The organism is Paenarthrobacter sp. PPS72 (assembly GCF_048537125.1).
Lineage (GTDB): Bacteria > Actinomycetota > Actinomycetes > Actinomycetales > Micrococcaceae > Arthrobacter > Arthrobacter nitroguajacolicus_E.
In genome coordinates this window covers 116978-138511 of sequence record NZ_JBLYIE010000049.1, presented here as the reverse complement: position 1 = coordinate 138511, position 21534 = coordinate 116978, and the positions used below count along the sequence as shown (strand labels likewise).

Annotated in this window: 19 protein-coding genes; 6 read left to right on the top strand and 13 right to left on the bottom strand. The window is 61.5% G+C overall.

Annotated features, from left to right (window positions below):
- Window positions 1-29 precede the first annotated feature (29 nt).
- Entirely contained in the window at window positions 30-629 is a 600-nt protein-coding gene (locus ACLRGI_RS18285; protein ID WP_419202964.1) for a Vms1/Ankzf1 family peptidyl-tRNA hydrolase, read from the top strand.
- Here the strand turns inward: ACLRGI_RS18285 and ACLRGI_RS18280 are convergent.
- The 3 genes from ACLRGI_RS18280 to hisS form a co-directional block, all read right to left on the bottom strand.
- Window positions 626-1420 carry a GNAT family N-acetyltransferase gene (locus ACLRGI_RS18280; RefSeq protein WP_419202963.1) on the bottom strand — a complete coding sequence of 265 codons (795 nt, stop codon included), beginning with the start codon at window positions 1418-1420 and terminating at the stop codon, window positions 626-628. The two genes, ACLRGI_RS18285 and ACLRGI_RS18280, sit on opposite strands and share 4 nt — an antisense overlap.
- Before the next feature lie 68 nt (window positions 1421-1488).
- Window positions 1489-3294 carry an aspartate--tRNA ligase gene (gene aspS / locus ACLRGI_RS18275; RefSeq protein WP_419202962.1) on the bottom strand — a complete coding sequence of 602 codons (1806 nt, stop codon included), beginning with the start codon at window positions 3292-3294 and terminating at the stop codon, window positions 1489-1491.
- A 113-nt stretch (window positions 3295-3407) separates the two neighbouring features.
- The gene (gene hisS, locus ACLRGI_RS18270; RefSeq protein ID WP_419202961.1) at window positions 3408-4754 is read right to left on the bottom strand and encodes a histidine--tRNA ligase; all 1347 of its coding nucleotides are present in this window, start codon (window positions 4752-4754) and stop codon (window positions 3408-3410) included.
- A 206-nt stretch (window positions 4755-4960) separates the two neighbouring features.
- On the opposite strand from hisS, the gene ACLRGI_RS18265 reads away from it, so the two are divergent.
- The 3 genes from ACLRGI_RS18265 to ACLRGI_RS18255 all read left to right on the top strand — a co-directional run bounded on the left by ACLRGI_RS18265 (window position 4961) and on the right by ACLRGI_RS18255 (window position 8132).
- Window positions 4961-5749, top strand: a complete 789-nt coding sequence (locus ACLRGI_RS18265) for a peptidylprolyl isomerase (protein WP_419202960.1) — start codon at window positions 4961-4963, stop codon at window positions 5747-5749.
- Window positions 5750-5815: 66 nt separating this feature from the next.
- Window positions 5816-7402: a DUF349 domain-containing protein gene (locus tag ACLRGI_RS18260; RefSeq protein ID WP_419202959.1), complete on the top strand. Its 1587-nt coding sequence runs from the start codon at window positions 5816-5818 to the stop codon at window positions 7400-7402.
- A 121-nt stretch (window positions 7403-7523) separates the two neighbouring features.
- Window positions 7524-8132 carry a hypothetical protein gene (locus ACLRGI_RS18255; RefSeq protein WP_419202958.1) on the top strand — a complete coding sequence of 203 codons (609 nt, stop codon included), beginning with the start codon at window positions 7524-7526 and terminating at the stop codon, window positions 8130-8132.
- On the opposite strand, the gene ACLRGI_RS18250 is transcribed toward ACLRGI_RS18255, so the two are convergent.
- The 9 genes from ACLRGI_RS18250 to pdxT all read right to left on the bottom strand — a co-directional run bounded on the left by ACLRGI_RS18250 (window position 8129) and on the right by pdxT (window position 18005).
- Window positions 8129-10522: a RelA/SpoT family protein gene (locus tag ACLRGI_RS18250; protein WP_419202957.1), complete on the bottom strand. Its 2394-nt coding sequence runs from the start codon at window positions 10520-10522 to the stop codon at window positions 8129-8131. The two genes, ACLRGI_RS18255 and ACLRGI_RS18250, sit on opposite strands and share 4 nt — an antisense overlap.
- Before the next feature lie 161 nt (window positions 10523-10683).
- The gene (secF, locus tag ACLRGI_RS18245; RefSeq protein ID WP_419202956.1) at window positions 10684-11673 is read right to left on the bottom strand and encodes a protein translocase subunit SecF; all 990 of its coding nucleotides are present in this window, start codon (window positions 11671-11673) and stop codon (window positions 10684-10686) included.
- Window positions 11673-13424, bottom strand: coding sequence for a protein translocase subunit SecD (gene secD / locus ACLRGI_RS18240; RefSeq protein ID WP_419202955.1), 1752 nt, complete (start codon window positions 13422-13424; stop codon window positions 11673-11675). Before secD ends, secF begins: the two co-directional genes overlap by 1 nt.
- A 114-nt stretch (window positions 13425-13538) precedes the next feature.
- On the bottom strand, window positions 13539-13922 hold the full coding sequence (gene yajC, locus ACLRGI_RS18235) for a preprotein translocase subunit YajC (protein ID WP_026005306.1): 384 nt from the start codon (window positions 13920-13922) through the stop codon (window positions 13539-13541).
- Between the two features lie 143 nt (window positions 13923-14065).
- Entirely contained in the window at window positions 14066-15142 is a 1077-nt protein-coding gene (gene ruvB / locus ACLRGI_RS18230; RefSeq protein ID WP_402933048.1) for a Holliday junction branch migration DNA helicase RuvB, read from the bottom strand.
- The gene (gene ruvA / locus ACLRGI_RS18225; RefSeq protein WP_419202954.1) at window positions 15135-15779 is read right to left on the bottom strand and encodes a Holliday junction branch migration protein RuvA; all 645 of its coding nucleotides are present in this window, start codon (window positions 15777-15779) and stop codon (window positions 15135-15137) included. Before ruvA ends, ruvB begins: the two co-directional genes overlap by 8 nt.
- A 103-nt stretch (window positions 15780-15882) precedes the next feature.
- Window positions 15883-16461 carry a crossover junction endodeoxyribonuclease RuvC gene (ruvC, locus tag ACLRGI_RS18220; RefSeq protein WP_419202953.1) on the bottom strand — a complete coding sequence of 193 codons (579 nt, stop codon included), beginning with the start codon at window positions 16459-16461 and terminating at the stop codon, window positions 15883-15885.
- Window positions 16462-16544: 83 nt separating this feature from the next.
- A complete protein-coding gene (locus tag ACLRGI_RS18215; protein WP_419202952.1) occupies window positions 16545-17300 on the bottom strand; it encodes a YebC/PmpR family DNA-binding transcriptional regulator in 756 nt (251 codons plus the stop codon).
- A 3-nt stretch (window positions 17301-17303) separates the two neighbouring features.
- Entirely contained in the window at window positions 17304-18005 is a 702-nt protein-coding gene (gene pdxT, locus ACLRGI_RS18210) for a pyridoxal 5'-phosphate synthase glutaminase subunit PdxT (protein ID WP_419202951.1), read from the bottom strand.
- Window positions 18006-18107: 102 nt separating this feature from the next.
- Between pdxT and ACLRGI_RS18205 the strand changes: the two genes are divergently transcribed.
- Window positions 18108-19439, top strand: coding sequence for a Mur ligase family protein (locus tag ACLRGI_RS18205; protein WP_419202950.1), 1332 nt, complete (start codon window positions 18108-18110; stop codon window positions 19437-19439).
- On the top strand, window positions 19436-20212 hold the full coding sequence (locus ACLRGI_RS18200) for a type 1 glutamine amidotransferase (RefSeq protein WP_419202949.1): 777 nt from the start codon (window positions 19436-19438) through the stop codon (window positions 20210-20212). The genes ACLRGI_RS18205 and ACLRGI_RS18200 overlap by 4 nt, the downstream gene beginning before the upstream one ends.
- Before the next feature lie 3 nt (window positions 20213-20215).
- Here ACLRGI_RS18200 and ACLRGI_RS18195 read toward each other — a convergent pair whose 3' ends face one another.
- Window positions 20216-21481, bottom strand: a complete 1266-nt coding sequence (locus ACLRGI_RS18195) for a CapA family protein (RefSeq protein WP_419202948.1) — start codon at window positions 21479-21481, stop codon at window positions 20216-20218.
- Window positions 21482-21534 lie beyond the last annotated feature (53 nt).

Genomic DNA, 21534 nt, shown 5'->3' with positions numbered 1-21534 from the left:
CTCATAGTTCCAGCAAAGGAGACATCGACGTGGATCGCCGAGCAGCTACCCCTCACCAGCGTTCGGGCAACAGGACCGCTTCGGTGCCCGCGGGCAGGTTGCAGGGATGGGTGGACAGGTTTACGGCGAGCCATGGTGCCGTCGCTGACGACCTCGACGACGGTGGGCTGCTCCTGCGGGCAGCAGATGGGGCCACTGCCCTGCTGAAGGCCCCTTGGCCGCCTGACGGTCGTCCGGGACGGGGCGGAACGGAGCTTGAACGTCTGGCCTCCCTTGCAAACCAGGAGCGGGGACTTGGCCTGCTCTTTGTTCGCCGGGGCGGTTACGCCATAGCCGCTGCCAGCGGATCCAGGATCCTCGCTTCGAAGAGTGGCAATCGTTTCCTCGATGCCAGAGCCACCGCAGAACACGCGTCCCGGATCTTCAACGGACACCGCATTGAGTACATCGTCCCGGGCGGAGACCGTGCCTTGGTGGATCAGGTTCTTGCCCAACCGGCACTGAAAGCAATCTCCGGACGGACGCGCCTGGCCTTCCTGGACATTCAGGAGCCCAAGACAGCGATGCTTGCGAAAGCGGCAACCGAGGCCTGCTCCGTGCGCATCACAGTGACTGATCCCCCGGCCTAGCAGCCGCTTGACGCACGCCTTAGGGGTGCCTGTCGGTACAGGTAACTGCCGTGGTCGGTAAAGCCGGCTTGAGAGTAAAGCAGCTGTGCACCACGATTCGCCTTTGTGACCAAGAGCCAGAAACCCTCGAGATTCCGGTGAACCCCGGCATTCAACAGCGCAGCCAGTACCTCGGTCCCGTAGCCGCGCCTGCGGTGCGACGCCGACGTCGCCATGCAGTAGATGCCGCCCCGGCCGTCCACCAACGCGAGACGTCCGACGGCGGCAGGGGCGCCGTTGTCGTCCCTCACCGTTGCATACAGCGACGGGCAGGCAGTGAGGATCTTGTGCGCGACGGACAGCTCTGCGTCTCCACCACGGCCGTCCGCTGACCACCACACGCGAAGCCATTCTTCGGAGGGCTCATCAGCCATGTCAACGTTCCGGCCGGAAGTGACCGGCAGCTCCTCCATGCCGCGGACCATGATCCTTGTTGCGGATTGCCTCGTGAAGCGTTGCTCATCCAGGACGGCGTTGAGGTCCGCGCTGCAGGAGTCATCGAACACCTGGAAGATCAAGGGAAGTCGCCGAAGCCGATACCACTCCCCCGCTGCCCGCACGCATCGCGGGATATCGGGGTTCCCGTTCGGCACGCCACTTGCACTCCTTGGCCACACGGAATTCGCTCTTTGCGTCACTCCGTCCGAAGCACGGAGCACCCACTGTCCTGCCTCTCCCACGTCAAGGTCTTGGCGCTCGAGGGCCGGCCAGGCCTTGTCCATGAGGGTTTCCAGGAGTGCTTGCTCCATCATGCGGGGATCCTTTCTGACTGGAACGCAAAAGGCCCCCCACCGCAGTGAGGAGCCTTTTGGGCAGGAATTTACTCGGACTTCGTTTCCGGCTTGGCTGCGGGCTTTGACTCCGACTTGACCTCCGGCTTGAAGTCGACGCCTGCTTCCTTGCGCTGCTGCGGCGTGATCGGTGCCGGTGCCGCGGTCAGGGGGTCGTAGCCGTTGCCCGACTTCGGGAAGGCAATGACATCGCGGATCGACTCGACGCCTGCAAGCAAAGCGACCACGCGGTCCCAGCCCAGCGCCATTCCGCCATGCGGGGGTGCGCCGTACTTGAAGCCTTCGAGCAGGAAGCCGAACTTGGTTTCGGCGTCTTCCTTGTCCAGGCCCATGAGCTGGAAGACGCGTTCCTGTACTTCGCGCTCATGGATACGGATGGAACCGCCACCGATCTCGTTGCCGTTGCAGACGATGTCGTAGGCGTAAGAGAGCGCGGATTCCGGGTCCTTATCGAACGTGTCCAGGAACTCAGGCTTCGGCGACGTGAAAGCATGGTGCACAGCCGTCCACTGACCGGCTCCCACTGCGACGTCACCGGATGCGACAGCAGCCGCTGCGGGCTCGAACATGGGAGCATCCACGATCCAAACGAAAGCCCAGTCCTTGGGATCGATCAGGCCGGTACGATGACCGATTTCAACGCGGGCAGCACCCAACAGGGCGCGGGCTGCGGACTTCTCACCTGCAGCGAAGAAGATGCAGTCGCCGGGCTTGGCGCCCACAGCGTCAGCCAGGCCTTCGCGCTCGGTCTCGGTAAGGTTTTTGGCAACAGGGCCAGCCAGTTCACCATCTTCTTTGAAGAGGACATAAGCCAGGCCCTTGTGTCCGCGCTGCTTGGCAAATTCCTGCCAGCCATCCAAGGTGCGGCGGGGCTGGGAAGCACCACCGGGCATCACCACGGCGCCAACATAGGGCGCCTTGAAGACGCCGAAGTTGGTGTCCTTGAAGAACTCGGTGAGTTCGGTCAATTCAACACCGAAACGCAGGTCCGGCTTATCCGAGCCATACTTGGCCATGGCATCCAGATACGTCATGCGGCGGATCGGGGTGGGGATCTCGACGTCGATCAGCTGCCACAAGGCCTTCACGATTGCCTCGCCAAGTTCAATGACGTCGTCCTGGTCAACGAAGCTGGCTTCGATGTCCAGCTGCGTGAATTCCGGCTGGCGGTCCGCGCGGAAGTCTTCATCACGGTAGCAGCGGGCAATCTGGTAGTACTTCTCGAAACCGCCCACTTGGAGGAGCTGCTTGAAAAGCTGCGGCGACTGCGGAAGGGCATACCAGGAACCGGGGGCAAGACGTGCCGGGACAACGAAGTCACGGGCGCCTTCCGGCGTCGAACGCGTCAACGTGGGAGTCTCGATTTCGACATAGCCGCGCCGGTGGAGGAGCTCGCGTGCCACACGGTTCGCTTCTGAACGCAGGCGCATGTTGCGAGCAGGGCCGGGGCGGCGGAGGTCCAGGTAGCGGTGCTTGAGCCGGGCTTCCTCGCCGACCTCAACGTGTTCGTCGATCTGGAACGGCAGGGGTTCGGAGGTATTGAGGATAACCACCTTGTCCGCCATGACCTCGATCTCACCGGTAGCCAACGCCGGGTTCTCATTGCCTTCGGGTCGCTTGTTGACAGTACCTGTTACCTGCAGGACGTACTCGTTCCGCAGGCCGTGGAAGACCTCTTCCTCACGGACAACCACTTGGGCTACACCGGACGCATCACGCAGGTCAACGAATGCAACGCCACCGTGATCACGGCGGCGCCCCACCCAGCCGGCCAGGGTAACGGTTTGTCCAATGTGCTCGGAGCTAAGAGATCCGAGGTCATGTGTGCGCAGCACAGCATTCCTTTCAGCATGAAATATAGAGGGACCGTTGCAAAGACAATCCCGTTCGAGTTTACCCGCCCGGGCCACGGCTCCCGCCACGACGACGGAACGGTCGTTGGCGCCTATCAGGCGGTGGTGACTCGGACGTACAAATCCTCTTCGGCAGGCGTCCAGCCGGCGGGGTCGGCATCTACCTGTTCACCTGAGCGGATGTCCTTGACCTGGTGCTTGCCCTCGTCATCGGTAAACCACACGAAAGGGATGCCGCGACGGTCGGCGAACTTGATTTGTTTTCCGAATTTCTCAGCCTTGGCTGCAACTTCCGTGGCAATGCCGCGGGCCCGCAACTGGGCTGCAATGTCCTGCGCAGCGGACCAACTGTCGTCCGAATTCAGGGCGACAAGTACCGCCGTGGGCACCGAACGCGACGCTGTGGCCAGCTCCTGGCTGAGGATGCGGGAAACAAGCCGCGTTACGCCAATGGAAAGTCCGACGCCGGGGAACTTGCGGTTGCCCTTGCTGGCCAATGCGTCGTAGCGGCCACCGGAGCAAATGGACCCGAGCTGCTCGTGGCCCACAAGCACCGTCTCGACAACAGTCCCGGTGTAGTAATCCAGGCCGCGGGCAATGCTGAGGTCGGCCACTACCTTTCCTGGCGCCCGCTGAACTACCGCCTGAATGACCTGCTCAAGTTCGTTCAATCCCTCTTCAAGGAGTTCGTCTTTCACTCCTAGAGCTCGGACTTTGTCCACGAATGAGGTGTCTTCCGTACGGATCGTGGCCAGCTCAAGGGCAAGGCCGGCCTGCTCGTCAGTGGCTCCGAGCTCACTCTTCAACAGCCCGGCCACCTTCGCAGCGCCGATCTTTTCCAGTTTGTCGATGCTGCGAAGCACTCCCGCCGTGTCCGTCAGCCCAATGCCGCGATAGAAGCCCTCTGCCAGTTTCCGGTTGTTGATCCGGAGCCGGAAATCGGGGATCGGCAGCGCGCTAAGGGCCTCGGCGATGACCAGCGCGATTTCAACGTCATAGCGGAAAGGCAGTTCGCCGTCGCCTACAACATCGATGTCCGCTTGGGTGAACTCACGTGCACGGCCTTCCTGGGGCCGCTCGCCCCGCCATACTTTCTGTATCTGGTAACGGCGGAAGGGAAAGGCCAGGTAGCCGGCGTTCTCCACCACGTAGCGGGCGAAAGGGACAGTCAGGTCGAAGTGGAGTGCCAAGGCGTTCGGATCAGCCTTGTCCGACGTGGCATCCTGGCCTTCGTCGTCCTGGAGCCTGCTGAGGCCATAGACCTCTTTGTCGATCTCGCCTTTGCGGAGCAACTGGCCCACGGTTTCAACCGCGCGGGTTTCAATGGACGAGAAACCGTGCAGTTCGAACGTCTTCCGGAGCGTGTCCAGCACGTGGAGCTCCACCAACCGCTCCTGGGGAAGCCACTCGGGGAATCCGGACAGGGAGGCGGTACGTGCCATGGTGGAAAAGTCTCCTTGAAGAAAGCCGACGCTGGCATGGCACCGCAGCTTTAAACACCGTTTCGGCGTTTACAGGGCGGGCGTCCAGCCGGTCATGCATAAACTATGTGCGGCAGCCAGTTTATGCTTTCCGCGCGTGCACATCTAATGCAGCATGCCCGGTTCCTGTCGGCGGCCTTCGAAAGTGGACACAATCAGGAGGACTCTTGGCAACAAGGTCGCGGGATGACCGCGAAGCGAAACGGCGCATCAGGCAGATGGAAGCCAAGCGTGCCCTGCGGCAGGAACAGGGCAAGCGACGCAAAAGGGATAACACCATCGCCGTGAGCGCCGCCGGTGTTGCGGTGGTTCTGGCCACTGCGCTTCAACTGACCGTCTTCAGTTCCAACCCCACCGAGGCGGAGTTCGCTGCCGCGGAGGCGGGGCTCAGTTCGCCGTCCGCTTCCGCTTCCAGCAGTGCCGACATTCCCAGCCCGGATACTGCCGCCGGCAAGACCTTCACCGGGGAGCTCGCGTTGAACAGCGGCGTTGTGGGCGTAGAACTGAACGGCACCGCGGCGCCGCAGGCTGCCGCCGTGTTCAAGTCCCTCAGCGACGCCAGCTACTATAACGGAGCGTTCTGCCACCGTCTGACAACCTCCGAGACCTTTGGGCTCCTGCAATGCGGTGCGAAATCCGAAGACGGCGCAGACGACGCGAATTATCGGTGGGGACCACTGGAAAATACCCCGTCAGACAACAAGTACCCCGCGGGGACGATCGCCGTGGCCCGCAGCGGGAACGATGCCTACGGCAACGGACACCAATTCTTCATCGTCTACAAGGACACCACTATTCCGGCAGATACCGCCGGCGGCTACACCATAGTGGGCAAGGTGACCAGCGGCCTGGACGTGGTCACCAAGATCGCCGCGGCGGGCCTTAAACCCGGTGAAAACACCAGCGACGGCGCCCCTGTGGCACCTGTCACGATAGACTCGTTTTCTCTGAAGTAACCAGCTCCAGGCCCGGCCTGCGGTGCATTACCTGAGTAGTTCCCTCCAAGCGAAAGACTTTTAGCGGTGACAGACAGTCAGAAATCCGACGAAACAGCAGTAGCGGCCAACGATGAAGCAGTCGAGGCAACCGGAACCAGCGGTACCGAGGCACCAGCTCCGGTGGAGGCCACTCCCGCCAACGAACCAACTCCGGCCAACGAACCGACTCCGGCCAGCGAGACAGCTTCGGCTGCCGATGTAGTTGCTGAGGAAGCGCAGGCCACGGAGCCGGCAACTCCTGAAAGTCCGGCCGCTCCTCGTCCGACGCCAGCCCCGGCGCCCTCCCCCGCAGCGTTCGCGGCCCGCCCCAAGGCTCCCGCCGCCGTCGTCCCTGCAGCCCCGGCTGTGTCCGCCGCCTCGCTGGCCGAGGCAGCCAAGTGGGGACGCGCTGAAGGTGACGGCCACGTCTTCCTGACACTGGATGGCGAGGAAATCGCTGTTGGTCAGTATCCGGGTGTCAGCGCCGACGAAGCACTGGGCTACTTCGCCCGGAAGTTCGACGACGTCATCGCACAGGTGGTTCTCCTGGAACACCGTGTGGAGTCCAAGGCTCCCGCCACGGACATGCAGAAGACGGTGACCCACCTGCGTGAGCAGCTCGCGGAGCGCAACATGGTGGGCGACATCCGTGCTGCCGAAGCCCGCCTGGATGCCTTGTCAGCGCAGATCGTAGAACTGGAAAAGTCCGAGAAGGCCGCCCATGATGCGGTGCGCGCCAGCGAACTCGCGGCACGCGAAGCAATTGTTGCTGAAGCTGAGACCATCGCCGGCCAGGACCCGGCCCAGATCCAGTGGAAAACCTCAAGCGCACGCATGAACGAGTTGTTTGAGACGTGGAAGGCCGCGCAAAAGAGCGGAGTCAGGCTTGGCCGCAGCAACGAAGACGCACTCTGGAAGCGTTTCCGTTCGGCTCGGACGGTATTCGATCGTCACCGCCGCGCCTACTTCTCCCAGCTGGACAGCAACAACTCCGCGGCAAAGTCAGCCAAGGAGGCCTTGATTGCAGAGGCCGAGGCACTTTCCACATCCACCGATTGGGGATTCGCTGCCGGCGAGTACCGCAGGCTGATGGACCAGTGGAAGACCACTCCGCGCGCAAGCCGCAAGGACGATGATGCACTCTGGGGCCGTTTCCGCGCCGCCCAAGACGTCTTCTTCAGCAACCGCCAAGCCGCCAACGACCAGATCGACCAGGAATACACTGCGAACCTGGCCGTCAAGGAACAGCTGGTGGCTGAGGCGCAGGCGCTCCTCCCCATCAACGATCTCAATGCTGCCAAGAAAGCCCTCCAGTCCATCAGGGACCGCTGGGAAGATGCCGGCAAGGTTCCCCGCGCCGATATGGGCAGGATCGAAGCCGGGCTCCGCAAGGTTGAAGACGCGGTCCGGGAGGCCGAAGAAGAGAAGTGGCGTCGGAGCAACCCGGAGACCAAGGCACGCACCAACAGTGCCCTGTCACAGCTTGAATCGGCCATTGCGGGCCTCAAGGACGATCTGGTGAAGGCTGAGAAAGCAGGCGACCAGCGCCGCATCAAGGCCGCACGAGAGGCTCTCGAGGCACGTCAGGCATGGCTTGACCAGATCCAGCGCTCGGCCAGCGACCTCGCATAGGGGATTTTGAGTCCGTAAGGGATTCTGAGCCCAGGCACCTTCCTACAGGCTCCGTTCCGGTTATCCACATAACCGGAACGGAGCCTGTACTCGTAGGGTTGCCACGCGGAATGATCGATGAATGGTCCCCGCTGTCAACGCCCCGCATTTGCTGGAGCCGGTCATCCCCGAGCTCTACTCCCCCAACCGCATCTTTACCTGGAACGAACTGCAGAGCATGGCGTTCGATGGCATCCTGCTGCCCCTGTACGGAAAAAGTTACGCCTCACCCGGGGTAGCGGTCACTCAGCGCCTGAGGGCGCGCGCAGCGGCCCTGACTGTCCCGGAGAGAATCAGAACCAAAGTGGTCGCCGGGCGGCTTACAGCAGCGTGGATCTACGGTTGCGCCAATCCGCCCGACCACCTGTCACTGCTGGTCGATGTGAAACATCGCATTTCCAGCCTGCGGGGAACCACGGCATGCAGTCTCCATGAAGTGCGGCTAGGTCAAATGGACATCGTCAGCCTCGGCGGAATTCTGGTCAGCAGTCCCCTCCGCACAGCAGCCGACATCGCCCTCCATGTCGAAGCCGATCGTGCGCTCCCTGCGTTGAAACGCCTTCTTGACCGGGAAGAACTGGGCATTCGGCTCCGGCTGCTCACTCTTGCCGTCGAGGCGGCTCCGCGGGTGCCCCACAAGAAACGCGCCTTGGCAACGTTGGCTCAGCTGGCTCCGGTAGAACCAGGCTAGCTGCGTCGGCGGTTTCCAGTAGTTCGATACACATCGAAAACGCCGTCGATACGGCGAACCGCGTTCAGGACGTGATGCAGGTACTTAGGATCACCCATTTCGAAGGCAAACTTTGAGATCGCCACCCTGTCGCTCGAGGTGTGAACCGACGCGGCGAGGATGTTCACGTGATTATCGGACAGGATGCGGGTCACGTCGGATAGGAGGGATTTCCGGTCCAAGGCTTCCACCTGAATCTCCACCAGGAACACACTGGACTGGGTAGGTGCCCATTCAACTTCAACAATTCTGTCCGGCTGGTCACGGAGACCGGAAACGTTGGTGCAGTCCGTCCGGTGGACAGAGACGCCCGAACCACGCGTGACGAAGCCAAGGATGGGGTCAGGGGGTACGGGGGTACAGCAGCGGGCCAGCTTCACCCAGACATCGCCCACGCCGCGCACGATGACACCGGAATCCGAGAACTTCGACTTCGCCACCTGGGTAGGAATGCTGACTTCGTCGAGGTCTTCGTCAGGTGTCTCATGGCCACCCAAGTGATCCACGAGCTTTTCCATGACGGATTGGGCCGAGGTATGCCCATCGCCAACACCCGCATAAAGCCCGGAGATATCTACATAATGGAAGTCCTCTGCCACAGCGGACAAGGCGTCGTGGGTCATCAGCCGCTGCAATGGCAGGTTCTGCTTCCGCATGGCCCGGGTCAGCATGTCCTTGCCGCGTTCGATGGCCTCTTCGCGGCGTTCCTTGGTGAACCATTGCCGGATCTTGTTGCGCGCACGCGCAGACTTGACGAAGTGCTGCCAGTCCTGGCTTGGGCCGGCGCCTTCCGCCTTGGAGGTGAAAATCTCCACCCAGTCGCCGTGGTTCAATTCGCTGTTGAGCGGAACCAGCTTGCCATTGACGCGGGCACCGATGGTTCGGTGGCCTACCTCGGTGTGCACGGCATACGCGAAGTCCACGGGGGTTGATCCGGCCGGAAGGGCCATGACTTCGCCCTTGGGAGTAAAAACAAACACTTCCCGGGCGTTGATCTCGTAGCGGAGAGAATCCAGGAACTCGCCGGGATCGGAGGTTTCCTGCTGCCAGTCCACCAGCGACCGCAGCCAGCCCATGTCCCCGTCACGGGGGCTGCCCGGGCCTTGCGCGGTCCGGTTGGGCTGGTCCTTGTACTTCCAATGGGCTGCCACGCCGTATTCCGCGCGGCGGTGCATCTCGTGGGTCCGGATCTGGATCTCCACAGGCTTTCCGCCGGGGCCAATCACCGTTGTATGCAGTGACTGGTACATGTTGAATTTGGGCATCGCGATGTAGTCCTTGAACCGGCCCGGAAGGGGGTTCCATCGTGAATGCAGCGTCCCTAGTGCGGCGTAACAGTCACGCACCGAGTCCACCAGGACCCGCACGCCCATGAGGTCATTGATGTCGTCGAAATCCTTGTCGCGGACGATCATCTTCTGATAAATCGAGTAGTAGTGCTTGGGCCTGCCGGTGATGGTTGCCTTGATCCGGGCCGTTCGAAGGTCATCCGCGATCTGGTTGCGGATGACGCTCAGGCTTTTTTCCCGCTCCGGTGTGCGGTCTCCCACCATGCGCACGATTTCCTCGTACACCTTGGGGTATAGCGCGGCGAAGGACAGGTCCTCCAGTTCCCACTTGATGGTGTTCATACCCAGGCGATGTGCCAGCGGCGCGAATATCTCCAGCGTTTCACGGGCCTTGCGTGATGATGACTCCGCGGAAACAAACCGCCAGGTACGTGCATTGTGGAGGCGGTCTGCGAGCTTGATCATCAGGACACGGATGTCCTTGGCCATCGCCACAACCATCTTGCGGACGGTTTCGGACTGGGCAGCCTCACCGAAGCTGACCTTATCCAGCTTGGTGACGCCGTCCACCAACATGGCAACTTCGGGTCCGAAATCCCGCGTCAGATCAGCCAGAGTGTATGGGGTGTCCTCCACGGTGTCGTGAAGCAACGCTGCTGCCAGGGTTGTTCCGGTCATGCCAAGTTCAGCCAGGATGGTGGCCACGGCCACGGGGTGGGTGATGTACGGATCACCGCTCTTGCGCTTCTGCCCTTGGTGGCTCTGCTCAGCCACGGCGAAGGCGCGTTGGATCAGGTCGAAGTCCTCTTTGGGATTGTTGGCCCGAACCGTGCGCAGCAGCGGCTCCAAGATTGGCGAGTAGGGGGCGATACCCCGTCCCGTCAGGCGGGCAAGCCGGGACCGCGTACGTTCCCTCCGTCCCGGGAAGGTGGGACGCGCGCCGGGAGCATCCACCGGAACCGCAGCTGCAGTACGTCCGGGCACACTCGTTGCCGGAATTGCCACACTCTTGCGGCCGTCATCCCCGCCCGCCGGTGGCGCCGACGTCGCACGTTCTTCCACAGAAGTACCCCTCACAACCGATTTAATTCTCCCAGTCTATTCCCGCAGGTGAATGCTTCTGCAACCGGGCAGCACATGACGATGACATGGGCAAGTCAAAGAGCCGGCCTCCGCAGTGATGCGGAGGCCGGCTCCAGGCCTAACAACGGGGCTGAACAGCCCTAGATTGTAGCTTCAGTCCTGCGGTGGGCAACCTTCTTGGCTTGCTTGACGAGGTCAGGCTCACTCTGGCGCAGCCACGCGTACAGCGGCGCCGCGATGAAAATTGTGGCGGCGGTGCCGATGAGAATACCGACGAACAAGGCAAGGGAAAGATCACGCAGGGTGCCGGCGCCCAAGAGCCCGGCACCAATGAAGAGGATTGCCGCGACCGGCAGGACTGCCACCATCATGGTGTTGATGGAGCGAACCAGGGTTTGGTTGACAGCCAGGTTGACCTCCTCGCCAAAGGTGCGGCGTGTGGAGGTGGAGATGTCCGCGGTGTTTTCGCGGATCTTGTCGAAGACCACCACAGTGTCATACAGCGAGTAGCTGAGGACGGTCAGGAAGCCGATGATTGCCGACGGCGTGACTTCGAAATCGCTCAGGGCGTAGACGCCTGCTGTGGTGAACATAGTGACGAGCATGCCCACGAGTGCCGACAAGGACATCTTCCAAGTCCTGAAGTACAGCGCCATCAGGACGGCTGCCAAGGCAACAAAGACCACCAGGCCGATGAGGGCCTGGCGTGTGACATCCTGACCCCAGGTGGGGCCCACGAAGTTGGACGTCACTTCGTTCTCTGTCACGCCATAGGCGCTGGTGAGGCCATCCTTGATCCGGTTCGTCTCGTCATCGGTCAGCTGATCTGTTTGGATCCGCATGGTGTTGCCCGCAACGTTGGCGACACGGGGGATGGCATCGGGCACCACGTCATGGACGGCCTTCTCGCCGAGGCTTGCCTCAGTGGTGCTCACGTTTGAAACTGTGAACTCCGAGCCGCCACGGAACTCGATTCCAAGGTTGAACCCGCCCTTGACCACCGGAATCAGGATCGACAGCGCCACGGCCACAGCCGCAATGATGAACCAGATCTTCTTTGAGTTGACGAAGTTGTATGAGCGCTTGCCCGTGTAAAGCTCGTGGCCGAAGGTTGCGAAGCTCGTGGTCATTACTTCTCCTCCTTGGTGCCGTTCGAAGTACCAGTAAGCTGGCCCTTCTCGGCAAGGCGCCTCTCGGCGATGGTCATGCGTCGTTCGGCTTCGGCTGCCGCACCGGTGTTGCGCGGGCGGACCACTGCGGGCTTTTCCTCAGGTGTGCGGAGACGGCCCGCGCCGCGGTAGAGCGGAACTGCGCCGAGACGGTCAGGGGAAAGCCCGGAGAAACGGTGCCCTTCCCCGAAGAACTTGGTGCGCGCAAGGACCTGCAGCATGGGGTGTGTAAACATGAACACCACCAGGAGGTCAGCCAGGGCAGTCAGCCCCAAGGTAAAGGCAAAGCCACGCACGTTGCCGACAGCTACGAAGTAGAGGACCAGCGCAGCCAGGAGGTTGACGGCCTTGGAGGCCAGAACCGTGCGCTTGGCTCGCTTCCACCCGTTCTCGACGGCGGAAACAAGGCCACGTCCCTCGCGCAGTTCATCCCTGATGCGTTCGAAGTAGACGATGAACGAGTCCGCAGTCTGGCCAATGGCCACGATCAAACCGGCCACACCTGCCAGGGACAGGCGATAGTTTTCCGTCCATCCAAGGATGGCGATGGCAAGATACGTCAGCACACCGGCAACAACGAGCGATGCAATGGTCACAAGACCCAAGGCCCGGTACTGGAACAGCGAGTACACCACAACCAGCAACAGGCCGATCATGCCAGCCAGCAACCCGAGTCGAAGTTGGTCGCCACCGAGCGTGGCAGAAATCTGCTCTTGTGATTGGATCTCGAAGCTGATGGGCAACGCGCCGAAGCGCAACTGATCAGAGAGCGCCTTCGCAGACGCCTGTGTGAAGTTGCCCGTGATCTGGGGCTTTCCATCAGTGATCACCGCAAGGGAGCGGGGAGCAGAAATGACCTTGTCGTCCAGGACAATGGCGAACTGGGACTTGGGGTCGTTCGTTCCCTGGGCCTCGGCCGCAACGTAGAACTGGTTGAGTCGCTCCGTCACTTCCTTGAACTTGGCCGTGGCGTCGGAGTTGAACGTGATGGTCACGCCCCAGGAGTTGGTGACCGAACCCTGCGCGCCCTGGACGGGATCAAAGGAGGAGCCTGTGATGTCCTGTCCCTTGACCTCAACGGGCCCCAGAATGTACTTGACGGCCGGGGTCTCTGCCGTGGCGGCCTCACAAGTCACCAACGGTTTGGCCGGATCGGAGCGCTCACGCTTTTCCGGGGATGGATTCACGCAGTCCAGCGCTTCGAATTCCTTGTAGACATCCGCGGTCACCCAGTTAATATCGCTGGCATTGGCCGGCTCTGCGGTGGGTTTGGGCAGCTGGTCGTCCGGCGTCCGGGATTCGACTGGGATGGCTGCGGGGTCCGCGGCAGCGATGACCGGGCGGAAGTTCATGTCGGCCGAAGCCTGGATCAAGTCCCGGGTTTCCTTGGATGGTGTTCCCGGAAGGCTGACCACTACGTTGCGGCCGGACTGTGTGCTGATTTCCGCTTCAGCAACACCGGAGCCATCTACGCGCTGGCGGATGATGGCAACTGCCTGGTTGAGTTGCTCCTCGTTGATCTCACTGGAACCCTCTACCCTGGGAGCCAGGATCATCTGGGTTCCGCCTTCAAGGTCCAGAGCAAGCTTTGGAGCCCAACTGGCATTGCCAGTCAGTACTCCGCCAGCAAGGACAGCGGTTAATACAACGAAAATTGCTCCAAGCCAGGTCAGCACCCTGCGGGCTGAGTTTTTTGGGCCGGTCCGTGCCATTATCGATCTTCCTGTTATCGCCGGACAGCCGCCGGCCGACGCTGGTAAGCGTCTGCCGGCGGCTCTCCGCTGCCGTAGAAGTTGCCTTGCGCGGTGTCGCCGCGACTGACGGTGCTAGTTGTCCTTCTTGTCCTCTTTGTTGAGGCGCGCGATGGTTTCTTCCGGTGTCTCGACGGCGGCAGGAGCTTCAGTCTCCGCGGCGGTCAGGGAAGAAGCGTCGTCCGGAACTACCGGTGCTTCCTCGGGGGTGGTTTCGACCACCTTGGTGACTGCCTGACGGTGAACCGTGGCCTGGTTACCCGGGGAAAGTTCGATGACGACCTTGTTCTCAGCTTCGTCGATGGACACGATGCGGCCAAAGAGACCGAAGCTGGTCATGACGTCGACGCCCGGAGCGAACTTGGACTGCATTTCAGCCTGCTGCTGCTGGGTCTTCTTGTTGCGGCGGAACATCATGAAGACAAAGAGTCCAAGCATGACGAACAGCAATATGGTCATTGGATCCACAGGGAAGTTCCGTTCTGTACTTACGTTTTGGTTCACGGCAACGTCCCTGGCAGATCCGCATAGCGGGCATGGATCAAGGACTCGAACGTGCCGAGCGTCATACCAGTCTAGTGGGAAAAGCTGAACGGAGCGTGTTAACCGACCGTATCTATGCTTTCGGCGTGGTTTTCGTCCTCACCGAACAGGGCAAGCGTCTCTTGGCCGAAGACACCGGCCGGTACGGCATAGCCAAGATGAGTCCAAGCGGACGCCATCGCGATCCGGCCCCGCGGCGTACGCCCCAAGAGTCCCTCACGCACCAGGAACGGCTCGGCAACGGTCTCCACTGTTTCGGGTTCTTCACCCACGGCAATGGCCAGGGTGGACAGACCCACCGGGCCACCGTTGAACTTGGTGATGAGTGCTTCAAGAACGGACCGGTCCAGCCTGTCCAGGCCCCGTTCATCCACTTCATACATATCCAAGGCTGCGGAAGCCGATCGGGCATCGATTTGCTCGATGCCATGCACCAACGCCCAGTCACGGACACGGCGCAGGAGTCGATTGGCTATACGCGGTGTTCCCCGGGACCTGCCGGCAATCTCCGTGAATCCTGCAGAGTTCACCTTCAGGTCCAGAAGCCCGGCCGAACGGCGGAGGACAAGTTCGAGCTCGGCCACCGAATAGAACTCAAGATGGCCGGTGAAACCGAACCGGTCCCTCAAAGGACCCGGAAGAAGGCCTGCGCGGGTGGTGGCACCTACCAAAGTGAAAGGAGGGAGCTCCAGTGGTATTGCAGTTGCACCCGCCCCCTTGCCCACCACGATGTCTACACGGAAATCCTCCATGGCCATGTACAGCATTTCTTCTGCGGGCCTGGACATGCGGTGGATTTCGTCAAGGAACAGGACCTCGCCCTCTGAGAGCGAGGAAAGGATGGCTGCGAGATCCCCGGCGTGCTGGATGGCCGGGCCGCTGCTGATACGCAGGGGCGCGTTCATTTCAGCAGCAATGATCATGGCAAGGGTGGTCTTGCCGAGTCCCGGAGGCCCTGACATCAGCACGTGATCAGCGCTGCGACCACGCATCTTCGAAGCCTCAAGCACCAGGGCAAGCTGCTTGCGGACGCGATGCTGTCCCACAAAATCGTGCAGGTTCTTGGGGCGGAGGGCGGCCTCAATGACCCGCTCTTCCGGTTCCTCTCCCCCGCTGACGAGAGACTGCTCAGCCACGGCTGCCTACACGGTTGCCTGCGCGTGCCCCGTCCTGGCCGAGCCACCGCAGCGTAGCGCGGAGTATCTGGGCCACGTTTCCGGCGTCGAGGAGTTCCGGCGAATCGGCCATGGCTTTGTCGATGCTGCCGTTGGCGTCCTTCTCGGACCACCCCAGGCTGGTCATCGCTGCGACTACCTGCGGTTTCCATTCGGCGTTCGGTGCTGCGGCGGGAGCAGTACCGGTACCGGTTCCATGCGGGACCAACTTCCCGGCCAGTTCGAGGACAATACGGCCAGCTACCTTGGGGCCGATGCCCGGCACCTTGGTGAACGCCTTACTGTCACCGGTGTGTGCCGCCACCCGGATGGCCTCCGGTTCGTGCACGGCAAGGACCGCCAAGGCCAAGCGCGGGCCCACTCCGCTAACGCTGAGCAGCACGTCGAAAACCTCGCGTTCGTCGTCGTCGGCGAATCCGAACAACGTCAGTGAGTCTTCGCGGACGATCATGGACGTGAAGAGCTTGGCTTCAGTTCCTGTTGTGAGGTGGCTCAAGGTCTGGGGTGTGGCAAAGACGCTCATGCCCGCACCGTTGAGGTCGATGACAGCGGTGGACAAACCAACGTGGGCTACGGTTCCACGGAGAAAACTGATCAAGACCCGGCTCCTGAAATACTGCCTGCTCCGATGCCGTGTAAACAGCGGCTAAAGCGGACTATCCGAACATATCTACGAATAGCCTAGCAAGGGCGGCAGCCAGTCACCGTTTGCGCCGCGCTTTGGCTTCGGCGTCGGCCCACGCTTTCTGCGCCGGAGTGAGTCCGGCTTTTCCATCTGCACCACTGGCTGAGCCCATGCCGCTGCCTGCGCGCCACGCATGGGTGAGGGCCAAGGCGAGGGCGTCTGCCGCATCAGCGGGCTTGGGTGGAGCATCCAGGCGCAGTATCTTGGTCACCAGTTTGGTGACGGCATCCTTGTTGGCGGTGCCGCTGCCGGTGACAGCGGCTTTTACCTCGGAAGGGGTATGCAACGCGACGGGGATGCCACGGCGTGCTGCTGCCGCTATGACAACGCCCGAGGCCTGGGCTACACCCATCACCGTGCTCACATTCATCTGCGAGAACACCCGTTCGACGGCGACGACGTCCGGCTTGTGCAGGTCCAGCCATTCGTCAATGGCGTGGGCAATGACCAGCAAGCGCTTATCCAGGGTGAGCTCAGCGGAGGTACCGACCACTCCGACTGCCACCATGGTGGCACGACGGTTCCGCTCGATGTCCACCACGCCGATGCCGCAACGGGTGAGGCCCGGATCGACTCCCAATACGCGAAGAGTCAAGTCCGGGCCTTCCTGAATGCTGTAGAACCTGCTTGGCTGTCAAACCTGCTGGCTGTCAAGGTTATGCGTTGCGCCCCGGCCGCCTATTCGGCGTCGAGGGCCGCCTGAACTTCCTCGCTGAGGTCCGCATTGCTGTAGACGTTCTGGACGTCGTCCAGGTCTTCCAAGGCATCCACGAGCTTCATGAGCTTCTTGGCGCCGTCAACGTCAAGGTCCACCTGCATGGACGGTACGAATTCGGCTTCGTCGGTTTCGTAGTCGATGCCCGCTTCTTTCAGGGCATCGCGGATGGCCTGGAGGTCGGAGGGCTCGGAGTGGATCTCCCAGTTCTCACCGCTGTCCTTGACTTCCTCGGCTCCGGCATCGAGGACCGCCATGAGGATGTCATCTTCGCTGAGGCCGTTCTTCGGGAGGACAACAACACCCTTGCGGGCGAAGAGGTAGCTCACGGAACCGGGATCGGCGATGGTGCCGCCATTACGGGAAATGGCCAGGCGCACCTCGGAAGCCGCGCGGTTCTTGTTGTCGGTGAGACATTCAATCAACAGGGCCGAGCCCTGGGGCCCCCGAGCCTCGTACATGATCTCGGTGTAGTCCACCACCTCACCGGTGAGGCCAGCCCCACGCTTGATGGCGCGGTCGATGTTGTCGTTGGGTACCGAGGTCTTCTTGGCCTTCGTGACGGCAAGTTCAAGGCCCGGGTTGCCCGCCAGGTCCGGACCGCCCATGCGGGCAGCAACTTCGATGTTCTTGATCAGTTTCGCGAACGACTTTGCACGCCTGCCGTCAATGATGGCTTTCTTGTGCTTGGTGGTCGCCCATTTGGAGTGGCCTGACATGCTTTACGCTTCTCCTCTGATCATTCGAATAAAGAGTTCATGCACGCGTTTCTCTCCCGTCACTTCCGGATGGAAGGAGGTGGCCAGCAGTTGGCCGGAACGCACTGCAACAATTCTAGCCACTCCGTGCAAAGTAGCCGTGTGGCTGGCGTGGTCGGGGTCAACCTGGGCAAGGACTTCCACACCCGGACCTACTCGCTCCACCCAGGGCCCGCGGATGAAGACCGCATGAACCGGATCTACACCGGATTCCCCTGCGCTGAAATCCAGGCCTTTGAAATCGAGGTCAGTTTCGAACGACTCGCGTTGCCGTCCGAAAGCGTTTCGGCGGACCGTGATATCCAGCCCACCAAAGGTCTGCTGCGGCTTGCCCTCCAGGTCTGTGGCCGGGTCTGCAATTTCATTGGCCAACAGAATCATGCCGGCGCAGGAACCGTAGACGGGAAGGCCGTCGGCTATGCGCTTTTGAAGGGGGTCCCTGACTTCGAAGATCCGGGAGAGTTTGTCTATGGTGGTGGATTCGCCGCCAGGGATAATCAGGCCGTCGATGTCGTCGAGCTCTGAGGGACGACGAATACCGACGCCGGTGGCGCCGGCGGACTCAACAGCGTGGATATGCTCGCGGAAGTCGCCCTGAAGAGCCAGCACGCCGATCCGGAGTCCTGAACCCACGCGTGACGAAGCGTCGGAAAGGGGGTTGGTCATTCGACCATCATAGTGGCCGGAAGCGTTGCCGACGCTGCCGCGCCCCATCAGCCACTCATGGCAGTCGGGGTTCCATGCCCTATCTGGGATATATTACAGAGCATGCTTTCCTTCAGCGTTCCCCTCGGCAAGCTGGTCCGCACACTGTCCCGGCTTCGGGGCGGAGGCTCAGCTTTTCCCGGCCTGGTAGTCGAGAAAATCGATCCCGGCTTCATGCAGCGAACGCTGGACTCGCTCCCCCTCGGCGTCGCAGTGGTGAGCGGCACCAACGGTAAAACCACCACCACCAAGATGGTGGTGGAACTCCTTGAAAGCCAAGGTTTGAAGGTCTTTACCAACCGCAGCGGAAGCAACTTCACCCGGGGTGTAGCCGCATCGCTCCTGGGCGATGTGGACTGGCGTGGACGCCTCAACGCGGACATCGCGATCCTGGAACTCGACGAAGCCCACGCCGTTCACTTCGTGAATAAGGTGGAGCCCCGCTTCAGCCTCCTCTTGAATGTCCTGCGCGACCAATTGGACCGCTTCGGCGAAATCGACAAGACCGCCCGCTTGCTGGAGCACATCGCCTCCAAGACGACGGACACCGTGGTCCTCAACCGGGAAGACCCCCGTGTGGCACGGATTGCCGCCGCCCTCAATACCCTCGATGCCCTCCACCACCCCGGGATCAGGTACTTCGGACTGGACGAATCGTTGCGGAGCACTTTTCCCAACGATGACGAAATGCGCACCACGGGCATCGGTCCATCCCCGTCAGGCACCTCTGTAGCTGCAGAAACCGGTGACGATGTAGATCTGCCGGCCGCCGACGTCGTCCTGCGTCGCGTAGGTGCCCGGGACGCTGACTTTGAGTTCGACGGCGAGACGGTCACCACCTCGATGAAACTGCGTGGTGTCTACAACATCTTCAATGCTGCGGCAGCTTTGTCGTTGGCGCGGGCCATTCTGGGAACCGGCCCGGTTGACACCCCCAAGCTCGTGAAGGCCTTGGGAGAAGTTGCTCCCGCGTTCGGCCGCGGTGAAAGCCTCACGGTGGACGGGCAGCCCTTGGAGCTGGTGCTCGTCAAGAACCCCAGCGGTTTCCGGCTCGGCCTCAAGTCCTTTCCTGCCGGTGGATACGCCACCATGATTGCCATCAATGACAACTATGCCGATGGCAGGGACATGTCCTGGCTCTGGGATGTCGAGTTCGATTCCTTGCGGGAAGACGGCGTGGAGGTCCTCACCGGTGTCCGCGCCTACGACATGGCGCTCCGCCTCCAGTACGACGACGTTCCCTTCGGAATCGTGGAACCGGACATCACCGCCGCACTGCGGACTTTCATAGACGGCTCTCGAGGCAAGCCCAAGCGTGTCTTCTGCACTTACACCTCCATGCTCGCCATTCGCCGTGAACTGGCCAAAATCACCATAGTTGAGGTGGTCTCATGACCTCGGAAACCCAGCCCACGACAGACAACCAGCCCACGCCGGACAACATGCCCAGCAAGGGAACACTCCGAGTCCTCCAGCTCTACCCGCGGGAAATGAACATCTACGGCGACTGGGGCAACGCCCTGGTCCTCAAGCAGCGCATCAAGTGGCACGGCTACACCCCGGAGTTGCTCGAGTACAACGTAGGTGACGAATTCCCGGACGACGTGGACATCATCGTGGGTGGAGGCGGGCAGGACAGCGGCCAGCTGGTCATCCAGGACGACCTCCAGTCACGCGGCGTTCAGTTGAAGCAGCTCGCTGATGAAGGCGCACCCATGCTGGTCATTTGCGGCCTCTACCAGCTTTTCGGGAAGTTCTTCAAGACCAGCACCGGGCCCGTCATCCCCGGCATCGGCATCCTTGACGTCGAAACCCATGGAAGCGACGAGCGGCTCATCGGCAACGTCACCATGAAGTCTGCCGAGTTCGGCGACATCCTGGGTTACGAGAACCACAGCGGGCAGACCACCTTGGGTTCCGGCGTCGAACCCCTCGGGACCGTCACCAAAGGCGCTGGCAACAACAGCAAGGACGGGCACGAGGGCGCCCGCTACAACAACGTAGTAGCGAGCTACCTGCACGGTTCATTGTTGCCGAAGAACCCTGCCATTGCGGATTTCCTGATCCGGACAGCGGCCGAACGCAAATTCGGTACGTTCGTGCCCGGGACTCCCGACGACGGTTACGCCCGCCTCGCGCGCGAACACGCCGCCCGCCGCCCGAGGTAGGCGCTACTTTTCCTTGGTAATCAGCAGTTCGTGCGCGCCTGCAGTTGCTGCCCCCATCGACTCAACCACCGCTTGGGTTCGTTGATGGGTCTCAGCATCGGCGGCAGGGGTTGCGCAGACTCCCTGTGGCGCATCGCTGGCCACAGAGCACCAGCGATAAGGATCACGAACGATGACTGACGGCGCCCAGGCAAGATCCGAAGCTGTCCAAACACCTGCAGCGTTCTGGCTGAACTGTGCCCTGACGAGCAGCCCTTCATTGTTCACGACGTACCACGGGGACAATTCCGTGACACCGTTGCCCAGGCCGTAGACGATCCACGTTCCTTTGTAGTTTTCGATCGGGAGCACGGAATGGGTGTGGTGCCCGTAGATCATGGTGAACTGACCGCTGTCCACCAAAGCGTGCGCGACTTCCTGCTGCTGGGCATTGGCTTCGCTGGCGTACTCGTCGCCGGCGTGCATGACACCCAGGACGATGTCAGCTCCAAGGGCTTTCGCTTGCGTCGCCTTGGCAATCATCGCCGCTGGATCCAACTCGTCAACCAGCCACGGGTATTCCGGGATTTGCCCGTTATGGCCGTACGTTCCAGCGATGACGGCCACCTTGGCGGCATCCGTTTGGAGCATGAGAATCTCTTTGGACTCCGCCTCCGTCCGGTAGGAACCGGTATGCTTCAGGCCTGCAGCATCCAACGCATCCAGTGTCCGGAGCAATCCTTCGGTCCCGCGATCAATAGTGTGGTTACTCGCCGTTGTACAGGCCTGGTATCCCACATCTTTGGCTGCCGTGATGATTTGCGGCGGCACATTGAAGGACGGATAAGCAGAGAACGGCCCGTCCGGTGCGGCAACAGGCGTTTCCTGGTGGCAGATGGCGAGGTCGCTGTTACGGATGTAGCGACGCTGCCCTTCCAGAAGCGGCACGAACGTATAGCCTGGCTGGCCCGCTGCCGCAGCATCAGCTCGCGCTTGTTGCCAGAGCTGGGCATGAACCAGCATGTCACCCGTCACCGTGATGGAGGTGCAGCGCAGCTCAGGGCATGCCGGCCCCTTCCCTGGTGTCGGATTCGGCGCGGGAGTACGCGTTGGGCTCGGGGTCTGGATCGCCGGGGCAGAAGCGGTGCTGCTGCTGTTCGCGTCATCGTTTTCGGCAATGACACCACAAGCGTTTGCAGATAACGCCAGAACCGCCGCGCCAAGCAGGAGTGCCACTTTGCGAGGCGGGAACCATCCCCCGGAAAATCTGCTTTTGCCCATGACTGTCATACTACGGCCGTAGCCCTGCGGAACCTGGCGTGCCGCTCTTGAGGACACGATCC

Coding starts and splice junctions, on each gene's coding strand:
- ACLRGI_RS18280 (WP_419202963.1), bottom strand. CDS start 1,420: ATGATGGAGCAAGCACTCCTGGAAACCCTCATGGACAAGGCCTGGCCG.
- hisS (WP_419202961.1), bottom strand. CDS start 4,754: ATGGCACGTACCGCCTCCCTGTCCGGATTCCCCGAGTGGCTTCCCCAG.
- ACLRGI_RS18255 (WP_419202958.1), top strand. CDS start 7,524: ATGGTCCCCGCTGTCAACGCCCCGCATTTGCTGGAGCCGGTCATCCCC.
- secF (WP_419202956.1), bottom strand. CDS start 11,673: ATGACCACGAGCTTCGCAACCTTCGGCCACGAGCTTTACACGGGCAAG.
- secD (WP_419202955.1), bottom strand. CDS start 13,424: ATGGCACGGACCGGCCCAAAAAACTCAGCCCGCAGGGTGCTGACCTGG.
- yajC (WP_026005306.1), bottom strand. CDS start 13,922: ATGACCATATTGCTGTTCGTCATGCTTGGACTCTTTGTCTTCATGATG.
- ACLRGI_RS18215 (WP_419202952.1), bottom strand. CDS start 17,300: ATGTCAGGCCACTCCAAATGGGCGACCACCAAGCACAAGAAAGCCATC.
- pdxT (WP_419202951.1), bottom strand. CDS start 18,005: ATGACCAACCCCCTTTCCGACGCTTCGTCACGCGTGGGTTCAGGACTC.
- ACLRGI_RS18205 (WP_419202950.1), top strand. CDS start 18,108: ATGCTTTCCTTCAGCGTTCCCCTCGGCAAGCTGGTCCGCACACTGTCC.
- ACLRGI_RS18200 (WP_419202949.1), top strand. CDS start 19,436: ATGACCTCGGAAACCCAGCCCACGACAGACAACCAGCCCACGCCGGAC.
- ACLRGI_RS18195 (WP_419202948.1), bottom strand. CDS start 21,481: ATGACAGTCATGGGCAAAAGCAGATTTTCCGGGGGATGGTTCCCGCCT.